The organism is Pullulanibacillus camelliae (genome assembly GCF_014642655.1).
Classification (GTDB): domain Bacteria; phylum Bacillota; class Bacilli; order Bacillales; family Sporolactobacillaceae; genus Pullulanibacillus; species Pullulanibacillus camelliae.
The window spans coordinates 1-11,379 of record NZ_BMIR01000013.1; the positions used below are offsets into that span (position 1 = coordinate 1).

Consider the following 11,379-nt stretch of genomic DNA (forward strand, 5'->3'; position numbering starts at 1 on the left):
TACGATGTATTTGCTCTGGTAGGCATACATTTATGATAGAGTGCCTCTTCTTTTTTGGCTAGGATTTTGTAGAAATACCACCGAGAACTATTTTACACATACTATAAATTGGACTAAAGATCAATAGTGACGCTCAATAATAAAATGAGCGATCCCCTCTAAGACATCATGTTGAATTGCTGTCGACTTCAAGGCATCAAGAGCTTTTTCAAAATGCGCTTTGAGCTGTTCCTTCGTTCCTTCAATGCCAAGAATGGCTGGATACGTATTTTTTTTATTTTCAATATCACTGCCAACAGGCTTACCTATTGCCGCTTCGTCTCCTTCAATATCTAAAATGTCATCTTGGATTTGAAAAGCGAGACCTAAATGTCGGGCAAATAACTGCAATGTGTCCTTTGTACTTCGATCAGCCTTGGCTATTGTCGCCCCGCCCATGACCGCAAACTCTAAGAGACGTCCGGTTTTTTTCTGATGAATTTTTTCTAAGGCGATTAGATCCAATGCCTTTCCTTCCGCTTCAAGATCATCCATCTGTCCACCCACCATTGCCGAAGGACCAGCAGCATTAGCTAATTCTTGAATCAGCCAGAGCTTGGTCTTAGCATCTATATAAGGCGCTTGTGATAGGCAAGTGAAGGCGAATGTTAGCAAGCCATCTCCTGCAAGAATCGCTGTGGCTTCACCAAACTTTTTATGATTGGTTGGAAGACCTCTACGAAGATCGTCATCATCCATAGCCGGCAGGTCATCATGAATTAAGGAATAGGTGTGAACGAGTTCTAGAGCACTAGCCGGCTGCAATCCATACTCAGTTTTGGATTCTAAGGCCTCAACAACAGCTAGCATTAAGATGGGACGCAAGCGCTTGCCACCAGCCTCAACGGAATAGAGCATGGATTCCTTGAGACGATCAGGGGCTTCCATCCTTTTCAGTAGCTGAACAAGATGCTGATCGATGAGTGCCTTTTTTGTTTCTAAGTACGCTACAATATCCATGGTCATGTGCGGTCTTCCTCGTCTAAACGAAAGGCTTCTTCAGTGCCATCTTCACGTAAAATTTTATCCATTTGATCTTCTACTCTTTGGAGCTTTTGGTGACACATTTTCGAAAGCGTCACACCCTTTTGGAAGAGATTAATGGCTTTTTCGAGGGGAACTTCATTTTCTTCTAATTGCCTGACAATGGTTTCCAATTCCTGCATAGCTTCCTCAAAGCTTTGATCTACATGCTCTTCAATTTGTTCCGTTTGTTTTTCACTCATTTTTTTCACCTTCCTCTATCCCCCATACCTGACAATCCACTGTCCCGTCTTTCAAACGAATGCTTAAGCTGTCCCCTGGAGTCACTTGTTTTACTGATTTTACGAGCTGCTGTTCCTTACTATAAGTTAACGCATAGCCTCTTTCCATAATGTTAAGCGGGCTAAAGGCATTAAGTTGGCTAATGGATTGCTTAAGCATGGCGGCCTTTCGCTCTTTATGATGGGTAAAGGCCCGTCCAAGCCGCTCGAATAGGGCACTTCTGTCCTTTTCCGCTCTCTTTAATTGCTCTTCAGGATGATGCTTGTAAATCAAACGCGCAGCATGTTCTGTACGTTGTCTCCATTGCTGCATCATGCGTTTAGACTGACTCACCATGCGCTCATAAGCCCGATCAAGCTCCTGTTCCTTCTGGCGGATCAATTGCCCAGGATATTTAAATGCATAAGCGTTCTGAAGGGTTGTGAGATGCTCCCTATCCTTTTCAAGCCGTTTCTTCATGACAGTCTGCAAGCGATGGTAGCGCTCTTGGATGCGTTCTTGAAGTTCCATGATATGTGGTACAACCAGTTCAGCAGCTGCCGTCGGTGTCGCCGCACGGATATCAGCAACAAAATCAGCGATGGTAAAATCTGTTTCATGACCGACTGCCGAAACAATCGGAAGAAGCGACGCATGAATGGAGCGAGCTACAATTTCCTCGTTAAAAGCCCAAAGCTCTTCAATAGAGCCCCCGCCGCGACCGATAATCAGGACATCGACCTCTTGGCTTTCATTGGCACGTTCTATCGCCCTGGCAATCGATGATGCCGCATATTCACCTTGTACTAATACAGGAAATACCGTTATCATTGCAGCAGGGAACCTTCTTTTAATCGTGGTAAAGATATCACGAATCGCCGCTCCTGTTGGCGAAGTCACAACCCCTATGTTACGTGGATAAGCGGGAAGACTTTTCTTTAATTCTTGGTCAAATAATCCCTCTTGAGCTAGCTTCTTTTTTAGCTGCTCAAACGCCAAATGAAGATGCCCCACTCCGTCAGGCTGCATCTCTTTAATGTAGATTTGATACTGCCCATAGGGCTCGTAAAGTGAAATTTCTCCTCGCACAAGGACCTTCATACCGTCCTCTGGTACAAAGGTTAACCGACGATTATCGGCTGCAAACATCACAGCTGAAATCCTTGTCTGCTTATCCTTCAAGGTTAAATACATATGGCCTCGACTATGCCGTTTGAAATTAGAAATTTCAGCTCTGAGCCAGACATCTTGAAGATGACGATCTTTTTCAAATAGTCCCTTAATGTATCGGGTTAATGCGGTAACCGTAATGTACCGTCTTTCTGCCATGCTATCCTCCCCCTTATCTCCTCAGGATGGCGAGGCGGATCCAGACTGCGCTCCGCTATTCTCCCTGCGACGTGTCGTTTTGCTCCTGATTAGCAAGACGGGATAACACACCATTTGTAAATCTCCGTGTATCATCATCACCAAAAATCTTAGCTAATTCTATGGCTTCATTTAGACTGACCTTAACAGGGATGGCATCAAAATATTTAATTTCACAAACCGCCAGCCTCATGATGGCCTTATCGATATTACCCAATCTTTCAAACGGCCATTTGATCAAGTATTTTTTAATGGTCGCATCAATATCTTCTTGATGAGCCAAAGTTGTTGTAACGAGTTGTTTGAAAAAGGGATCGAGCGCCTTTTCCTCTTCCTCAGTGCTCAGCACTTCATCTAGCTGATGCTTCCCCACATCAATTTGAAAAAGAGCTTGTATCGCCTTTTCACGCGCTTTTCTTCGGTTCATTATTAGCCTTAATCCTTTCTCTCGCTGTATTCAATAAAACTCGGCTTACTCTACTTTGCTAAATTCATCCATTCATAACCCATAACCCCAAGTCTGCTTATTCCCATCGTTTTAGCGAAGAGTTAATTATGCTCGCAGTAAACTTGTCCCACAGACATAGGAAAAAATCAAAGGGTTTCCCCTTTGATTTAACCATTTTCAATGCTTGTATTGCTTTCTTGCTCAAATTCGATACCAACAACATGGATGTTAATGGCGTTGACTTCTAAGGCTGTCATCGTCCGAAGCGTTTGTGCAATATTATCTTGAACACAACGACCGACATCCGGAATGGAGACTCCAAATTTCATGTGCAATTGCACATCAATGGTTATCCCCTCTTCTGTTAAATCAACCTTGATGCCTTTTCCATAATTTTTACGGCCAATGCGTTCAGCGACACCTGTCGCAAAGCTTCCATGCATAGCAGCGACGCCATCTACCTCATTTGCCGCCATGCCAGCAATCACTTCAATCACTTCTGGTGAAATTTCTACCTTCCCAAGATCCGTATTATTGTCGTCCACTTCATACATCGGTTCAGCCTCAATATCATCATAGAAAGAATGGTTATCTTCCATGAATTATTCACCTCCAAGGTTTTCTTGCGTTGCGATCGGATATTTCTCCAAAAACTTCGTATTAAAATCTCCTTTTACGAAAACCGGATGATTAAATAGATTGAGATGGAACGGAATGGTTGTGCTAATCCCATCGATAACCGTTTCGCCAAGCGCGCGCTTCATCTTTGCAATTGCGTCTTCACGCGTTTCTCCATAAGCAATGATTTTCGCCACCATTGAATCATAATAAGGTGGAATACGATAGCCTGGATAAACAGCAGAATCCACACGGACGCCTGGGCCACCAGGAGGAAGATACATCGTGACTTCGCCAGGTGATGGCATAAAGTTCTTCGCCGGATTTTCTGCATTGATACGGCATTCAATCGCCCAACCATTAAACGTTACGTCCTCTTGCTTTATGGAAAGGGGTTCCCCTGAAGCGACGCGAATTTGCTCCTTAATCAAGTCAATCCCTGTCACATATTCTGTTACAGGATGCTCAACTTGAATACGTGTATTCATTTCCATGAAATAAAAATTACCATCAGCATCAAAAATAAATTCGATGGTCCCAGCCCCTGAATAATTCACAGCTTCAGCAGCGCGTACCGCCGCTTCCCCCATTTCCTGACGCTTCTCAGGTGATAATGCAGGTGATGGGCTTTCTTCTACAAGCTTTTGCAAGCGTCTTTGGATCGTACAATCACGTTCACCCAAATGAATGGTATGACCATGCTTATCGGCAAGCACCTGGATTTCCACATGACGAAAATCCTCGATGAATTTTTCAAGATAAACACCTGGATTACCAAAGGCAGTTGCCGCTTCTTGCTGAGTGATGGACACACCTTTTTTCAGTTCCTCTTCATTTCTGGCGATACGAATGCCTTTACCACCACCACCAGCTGTTGCCTTAATAATCACAGGATATTGAATGGTTTCAGCCACCTTTACAGCATCTTCAATGGTTTCAACGATGCCCTCAGAGCCAGGAACAACAGGAACACCTGCCGCCTTCATCGTGCTTTTGGCAACATCCTTAATGCCCATTTTACTGATAGCCTCTGGGCTAGGACCGATAAACGTGATATTACATTCTTCACAGAGTTCAGCAAAATCGGCATTTTCCGCTAAAAAGCCATAGCCTGGATGAATGCCATCTACACCTGTTAAAGTGGCAACACTCATGATGCTCGTTAGATTCAAATAACTATCCTTAGAGCTTGTCGGTCCAATACAATAGGCTTCATCAGCAAGCTGAACGTGCAGAGCTTCTTTATCCGCTTGAGAATAAACCGCTACGGTTTCAATATTCATTTCCTTGCACGCGCGAATGATGCGAACGGCAATTTCACCACGGTTTGCAACAAGTATTTTTTTTAGCATACATAAAACCCCTATTCTGTCTTAACAAGGAAAAGTGGTTGACCATATTCAACGAGCTGTCCATCTTCAACAAGAACATCGACAATTTCACCTTTAACATCTGCTTCAATTTCGTTGAATAGCTTCATCGCTTCAATAATACAAACAACTGTGTCATTGGATACCTTCGATCCGACCTTTACAAAGTTGTCTTTATCCGGAGATGGTTTAGCATAGAATGTCCCCACCATCGGCGAGACAATTTTATGTAACTCTTCTTGCTGACCTCCATTTTCAACCGCTTGCCCATTAGCCGCTTGTTGCGCTACTACAGGTTGTGCTTGTGGCTGTTGGGCCACCGGGGCCTGAACGGCTACCTGAGGAGCCGCTGCTTGAGCGACAACGCCTTCTTTATTTTTTCTTAAGGTTACTTTTGAATTTTCAACTTCGTATTCAAATTCATCGATAGATGAGTCATCAATGAGTTGGATGAGTTCTTTTAGTTCTTCAACTTTAAGCAAAGTTTCGCACTCCTTTAAGCTTTCATATAAAATACACGACAACCTTATACTACTATATCATTAATTTTTATAAGTGAAAATGTCCGTGTATTTCTATTGATAATATAACCTTCTTTATTTTAATAGAAGTCGCTGAGAGTTGCAAAGAAAAATCGGCTTTGAATGTTCTCTCCATTCATTTTTACATAGAAAAACCGGGCGAAAAACATGTCAGGTCCTTGTCCTTAGTATAGGGCATCATCCAATATGAAAGAGGCTTCGTTGCCTGGTCAAGTGGAATGGAGCGCAAGGCGAGAGACTCCTGCGGGAAGTGGGAGATCGGTAAGACCTTAGCAGCGCGAAGGCGCGAGGAGGCTTAGGAAAGCGAGCGACCTGGAGCGGAAATCCGCACCGTCCTCATGACCAGAAATTTTATACTTTCTGATCTTTAAAAAAAGGACTGCGGCTACGCCAGCAGTCCTTCATCAATAGACCTATTATTTTACAGGCTCGCGTTCCACGCTAACATGAACATCTCCCAGTTCACTATTAACCATGCGCATAATCTCATTGGCTTGTTTATTAGATATGCTACCAGCTTTGACATAGACATTGACATCAGATCCTGAGGCACTAACGACTGCATCATCAAACCCTTTTGACTTAATTTCTCCTTCTAATAAGGATTCCTTTTGATTCATGGTTTCTATGGATTGCAATTTATCCTGGGCCTCGCTTACTTGAACAGCTGTACTTTTATCAGAGTCAATCACTTTTTCATATTGTTGGGCTTGTTCTTTATCTGCTTGTTGTTTTTGTAAGCGATAATCCGCTAAGGCATCATCATTGACAATATGACTTGAAGCCATACCATCCTTGGAATCCTTATTCGCCTCACTTTGCTTCGGCGTTGCGGACTGCGAAGTCGGTGTGTTGCTTGGTGGTGTTGAAATATAGTATACGGACAAGACGACGATAAGGCTTAACATTGTTAACAACCATACTGTTTGTTTTTTAAGTACCATGTGTTACTCCTCCTTTGATTTACCTTGTGTCACTGACACTTTATATGAAGGGATTCCGAGCACAGAGCTCACGGCATCAACAATCCATGACTTGATCGTTGGATTGTCCACCCCATCCGCCACGACCCAAACACCTTTGACTACAGGACTTTTCTTTGTGATAATGAGGGGCTCTTTGGTATCACCTCCATCAATAATGACGACATCTTCTTTTTTGTTCTGCTCATTAGATTCTCGCGTTCCACCATCTTTATCCTCCTCATTGGTATGATTATTTTGGGTATCCGAATTTTTCCCATAAACATTTTGAACTGTCGTATCGACGACCACCATAACGTGAACGTTCGAGACCCCACTTACCTCATTTAATATCGATGTGAGATGATCTTCATAATAAGCTGCGTAATCTTCAAATGAGGAAAATGTATTTTTTTTATCGGTTTTAAAGGTCTCCATATCCTGACTGGCGGTTTCCCCTGAGGTTTGGACGGCCTTTGTCTTCGCCGCATCGCCTTGACTTGCCGTTTGTGAACTATAGACCCGGCTAAAGACCATCAAAGCAACACCGATGATAAGGAGAATGACTAATGGCTGTAAGGGAGACTTTTTTTTCTTGTTGTCGGTTTTTTCTGTTAAAAATAAATCCTTTAAGAGTTGTAAGAGCTTGGACAGCGACATGACTTAAGAACCGCCTCCTTCAAGCTGGAGTGTTAAACGGCTTTGAGGAATCTCCCATTTTTTTGCTAGGAATGCTTTAACAGCCTTAAGCTCTTTGGTTTCTTGTGATGAGGATTGCCTGTCTGTTTCTGTATCATCGATCCTCACTTGAATATCGACCTTTTTAACCGGCTGAATCTCCTTAGTCTTGTCGGAACGCTCTTGATTGTTCTTCGCCGCCTTTTTAGCTTCATCCGCTTGTCCTAAAACGACAACAGCATGTTTAACTTTTGGACTTTTTGCGCTATCATCAATGTCTAAATGAATATCCCCGACAATGGTGAGACCAAATTGCTCTCCTAACGCCTCCTGTACATCGTTTTTCATGTAGACAGCCACTATGTTAGATTTATATGCAGCTTGTTCATGTTCTATTTCATTTTTATGCTGATTTATTGAATTTTTTAACGCATCCTCTTCTTTAGGAGGATTCAGCTCATTTAATATTTTTTCAACGGGCATGTGCAGCACTTTAATGACGGGACTCAGCAAAGCAACGATCAGAACGAGTCCGACGACGAGCTTGACATACTTTTGGAAACTATCATTGGGTAACAGGAGTTCAAGCACGATGGCTAACAGGATTAATAACACGACTTGAGAGATCCAACTTGAAACAGCTGACAATCGTCTGTACCCCCTATCGCACCATCAAAGATAAATTACTAGAGGCTATGATGATGGTGATTGCTAAGAAAAACATAAGTGCAACAATGGCTAGACAGGCAAACACATAAATCATACTGCGGCCGATAACCGATAGGCATTCAATGATAGGCCCTCCGCCTAATGGCTGAAGAATGGCTGAAGCGAGGTTATAAATAAATGCTAACGCCAATACTTTCAACACCGGAAAAATAACAATGGCAACGAGTATGACCAGCCCAGCAATACCAATCGTATTTTTTACTAGAGCAGATGCATTTAGAACAGTATCTGCAGCATCAGTAAACATCCTGCCAATCACAGGAACAAAATTCCCCGTAATGAATTTAGCTGTTCGCACAACCAGTCCATCGGAAATGGCTGTGGCCGCTCCTTGAACCGAAAGTACACCTAAAAAGATGGCAAAAAAGACGGCAAGTATCCCAATCCCGATACTGCGCAACAGCTTAGCCAGCTGCGTTACCTTATAATGCTCTGATAGTGCGCTAACGATCGATAGAAGTGCCGATAAAAATAAGAGTGGCAATACAATCATAGAAATCAACCAGCCACTGACATTAATAAGGAATACAATGATTGGATGAAAAAAGGCAACTGACGTTAACCCCCCCGAGGTCGCCATTAACGCCAATATAAGGGGCATCAGCGCCAGTAAAAAGTGGCTCATATCATTTATTGCTGTTGTGGTATAAGAAATCGCTACCTTAAATGAGTTAAGTGCCAGGATAACGAGAACCATATACACAACAGCATAGGCTACCTTAGAAACTGTGGGATGCTCAAAGGCATTTTGTATATTCTGTAGGATCATCGAAAGTACCGTCAGTAAAATCAACGTTCCTAATAACTTGCCGTTGACCAGTAATTCATGAAATAAATAATGCAGGAGACCTGCAATCCATTCCTTAATCAAATGATTCTTATCAGAGGTAAGAAATTCTTTAAAGTCCATGTCCTTGCTTTCTGGGAGAAAACCATTATATTGGGTCACCACTTTATCCCAATAGGCTTTAATATCATCTGTATTTATGCTATCAAGCTGCTTGTCCACCACTTTGTCGGTCACAGTATCTGCCAAGGTAATTGAAGGGCAGAGCATGAGGATAAAGCAACAGAGTGCGATGACCCGTACAGTATTTTTTGTCAAGCGTTGAGAGAGAAGCCACATAGTGCATCTCCTTTATTATTTGGGAATAAGCCCCAATATTGTTTTGATAATTGCCATGATGATGGGAATCGCCATCACAAGAATAAGTATCTTACCGGCGAGTTCTATTTTTGACGCCAGGGCACCTTGTCCAGCATCCCGGGCAATTTGTACACCAAACTCTGCAATATAGGCAATGCCGATGATTTTAAGAATCGTTGTCATATAGACAAGATTGAGGTTAGCATTTACAGCCATGCGTTCAATCATTTCTATGATCTGCTGAATTTTTCCGATAAGCAATAAAAAGATAGAAATTCCAACAAAGACTATAAGGAGAAAAGCAAAAGCCGGTTTTTGCTCATTAAGTATTAGTGCTAAGAAGGTAGCGATTAAACCGATGCCGACAATTTGTAGGATTTCGATCGTGCATTCCCCCTACCCTTGAAACAGGAAGACGTCCTTGATCTTATCAAAGAGATTACCGATTAAGGAAGCAACCATATAAAGGATGACAACAAAACCAATAAGCGTGACCCATTGGGCCCAATCATCCTTTCCCATTTGTTTAAGTACCGTTTGAATCATAGCGACGATAATCCCAATCCCCGCAATTTGAAAAATTGTATTCACATCTATTGACATGGTGCTTCCTCCCCTATAGTTAACCAATAAAAATGACTTAAAGCCTCTCCTTACTGATTGAGCTCACGCATCAAATTAATAGAAGGACAATTAAAAGTCCGGCCAAAAACCCCATGGTATTCCACAATTTTTCATAGGTAGCTTGAGCCTCGCGTGCTTCAGACTCCTCACGCTCTAAATGCGTCAGGGCTAAATGAATTTGTTTCTCTTGGTTCTCCCGATCGGACTGCCCTAATGTCACGCCAAATTGAAGCAAGATATCCTGCTCATTCTTTTTCAGTGCAGTGTTTGGCCAAAATTCGCCGACGGCTTCCTTCCATGCCTCTTGCAAGGTCAGCCCCTTCTCCAGCTCATCCGTCAATAATTTAAAGAACTGGTTTACAGGTTTTGGGATTTGGTGGACAAGTTTTGCGGCAACTTCACCAATCGGCCTAAGGCTATATGTGATTTCGGTTTCCAGCACCTGAAGCGCTGAACGCAACTGCCTTAACTGGCGCGGCCGATCGCGATAACGCTTGGCATACATACGACCAATAGCTGTTGATGTCAGAATAATGAGAAGAGAGCCTATGAGCTTCATCTGTCTAAACAAACTCTCTTTTTTGCGATATAAGTGAGCCTTCTCCGTTATAAATGGCTTCAATAACGCCTGGACCTCTCTGTCTCGAGAGGACAATAAACCGATCAAACAGCCGATGCTCCATAAGAACATGAATATTTGGCCGTCTAAGGATTTGCTCATAGCTGTAACCATGCGCACTCGCAATCACATTAACACCGGCATTTAGGGCTTCAAGCAATGCATGACTATCCTCTTGACGGCCAATTTCATCAACGATAACTAATTCGGGGCTCATTGATCGGATTAACATCATCATTCCTTCGGGTTTTGGACAAGCATCCAAGACATCAATCCGCGGCCCAAATGCATGCTGAGGAACACCTTTCACACAGCCCGCAATTTCTGAACGCTCGTCCACAATACCTACCTTTGTAGAAGGAATGGGCGCTTCCCCTTGACTGGCTATCCTAGCAATATCCCGCAATAGCGTGGTCTTTCCTGCTTGTGGTGGACCTATAATTAACGTGTTATACCAGCGATGCTCTTGATAGAGAAAAGGCATCATTGAATGTGCAGCCCCAAGCTTTTGCCTTGCGACACGAATATTAAAGGAGCTGACATCTCTTATGCGCTTCACTTGGCTCTCCTCAGTAATCACCTTTCCAGCAAGCCCAATTCGATGCCCTCCACTGATCGTGACATAGCCTCGCTTCAATTCTTCTTCCAGTGTATAGAGAGAATACTGACTGAGTTTTCCTAGTAAAGCTCTTGCATCTTGGAAGGTAAAAATAAGCTTGTCTAAAAAACGCGGCTTTCCACCCAGCACTAATTCAACCGGGCGCTCGATACGACATCTAATCTCTTCAAGCTGATCCAATAGATGCGCTGGCAGTTGGAGGATCTCTTTCGCTATATGTTCAGGGATAAGGGCTAATACGTCATCCATTTTTTCTCACCCTTTTCAGGCTTATTACTTATCATCAATATATGCTGGCCTGTACACTTTATGCTTTTCTTCACCCAATATAAAAATCTTAAATAGATGAGGCTATAAAGAAAATGAGCCTC

15 protein-coding genes are annotated in these 11,379 nt (G+C 42.9%); all 15 read right to left on the reverse strand.

The window, feature by feature from the left end; translation table 11 throughout:
- Positions 1-120 precede the first annotated feature (120 nt).
- Entirely contained in the window at positions 121-1,005 is an 885-nt protein-coding gene (locus tag IEW82_RS12975; protein WP_188694937.1) for a polyprenyl synthetase family protein, read from the reverse strand.
- Positions 1,002-1,265 (reverse strand): exodeoxyribonuclease VII small subunit, encoded by a 264-nt coding sequence (gene xseB, locus IEW82_RS12980; protein ID WP_188694940.1) that lies wholly within the window; start codon positions 1,263-1,265, stop codon positions 1,002-1,004. Before xseB ends, IEW82_RS12975 begins: the two co-directional genes overlap by 4 nt.
- Entirely contained in the window at positions 1,258-2,613 is a 1,356-nt protein-coding gene (gene xseA, locus IEW82_RS12985; RefSeq protein ID WP_188694943.1) for an exodeoxyribonuclease VII large subunit, read from the reverse strand. Before xseA ends, xseB begins: the two co-directional genes overlap by 8 nt.
- Before the next feature lie 55 nt (positions 2,614-2,668).
- Positions 2,669-3,079: a transcription antitermination factor NusB gene (gene nusB / locus IEW82_RS12990; RefSeq protein WP_188694946.1), complete on the reverse strand. Its 411-nt coding sequence runs from the start codon at positions 3,077-3,079 to the stop codon at positions 2,669-2,671.
- 188 nt (positions 3,080-3,267) lie between these two features.
- Positions 3,268-3,654: an Asp23/Gls24 family envelope stress response protein gene (locus tag IEW82_RS12995; protein WP_308422164.1), complete on the reverse strand. Its 387-nt coding sequence runs from the start codon at positions 3,652-3,654 to the stop codon at positions 3,268-3,270.
- A 48-nt stretch (positions 3,655-3,702) separates the two neighbouring features.
- Positions 3,703-5,070 (reverse strand): acetyl-CoA carboxylase biotin carboxylase subunit, encoded by a 1,368-nt coding sequence (gene accC, locus IEW82_RS13000; protein WP_188694950.1) that lies wholly within the window; start codon positions 5,068-5,070, stop codon positions 3,703-3,705.
- 11 nt (positions 5,071-5,081) lie between these two features.
- Positions 5,082-5,570 carry an acetyl-CoA carboxylase biotin carboxyl carrier protein gene (accB, locus tag IEW82_RS13005; protein ID WP_188694953.1) on the reverse strand — a complete coding sequence of 163 codons (489 nt, stop codon included), beginning with the start codon at positions 5,568-5,570 and terminating at the stop codon, positions 5,082-5,084.
- A 476-nt stretch (positions 5,571-6,046) separates the two neighbouring features.
- Positions 6,047-6,574, reverse strand: a complete 528-nt coding sequence (locus IEW82_RS13010) for a SpoIIIAH-like family protein (RefSeq protein WP_188694957.1) — start codon at positions 6,572-6,574, stop codon at positions 6,047-6,049.
- Positions 6,575-6,577: 3 nt separating this feature from the next.
- Positions 6,578-7,252 carry a stage III sporulation protein AG gene (gene spoIIIAG / locus IEW82_RS13015; RefSeq protein ID WP_188694960.1) on the reverse strand — a complete coding sequence of 225 codons (675 nt, stop codon included), beginning with the start codon at positions 7,250-7,252 and terminating at the stop codon, positions 6,578-6,580.
- A 3-nt stretch (positions 7,253-7,255) separates the two neighbouring features.
- Positions 7,256-7,918: a stage III sporulation protein AF gene (spoIIIAF, locus tag IEW82_RS13020; RefSeq protein WP_188694963.1), complete on the reverse strand. Its 663-nt coding sequence runs from the start codon at positions 7,916-7,918 to the stop codon at positions 7,256-7,258.
- 13 nt (positions 7,919-7,931) lie between these two features.
- Positions 7,932-9,125, reverse strand: coding sequence for a stage III sporulation protein AE (gene spoIIIAE, locus IEW82_RS13025; RefSeq protein ID WP_188694967.1), 1,194 nt, complete (start codon positions 9,123-9,125; stop codon positions 7,932-7,934).
- Between the two features lie 15 nt (positions 9,126-9,140).
- Positions 9,141-9,530: a stage III sporulation protein AD gene (gene spoIIIAD / locus IEW82_RS13030; RefSeq protein ID WP_188695223.1), complete on the reverse strand. Its 390-nt coding sequence runs from the start codon at positions 9,528-9,530 to the stop codon at positions 9,141-9,143.
- Positions 9,531-9,542: 12 nt separating this feature from the next.
- Positions 9,543-9,749 carry a stage III sporulation protein AC gene (gene spoIIIAC, locus IEW82_RS13035; RefSeq protein WP_188694970.1) on the reverse strand — a complete coding sequence of 69 codons (207 nt, stop codon included), beginning with the start codon at positions 9,747-9,749 and terminating at the stop codon, positions 9,543-9,545.
- Between the two features lie 70 nt (positions 9,750-9,819).
- Positions 9,820-10,329, reverse strand: coding sequence for a stage III sporulation protein SpoIIIAB (gene spoIIIAB / locus IEW82_RS13040; RefSeq protein ID WP_188694973.1), 510 nt, complete (start codon positions 10,327-10,329; stop codon positions 9,820-9,822).
- 4 nt (positions 10,330-10,333) lie between these two features.
- On the reverse strand, positions 10,334-11,257 hold the full coding sequence (gene spoIIIAA / locus IEW82_RS13045; RefSeq protein ID WP_188694977.1) for a stage III sporulation protein AA: 924 nt from the start codon (positions 11,255-11,257) through the stop codon (positions 10,334-10,336).
- Positions 11,258-11,379: the final 122 nt, after the last annotated feature.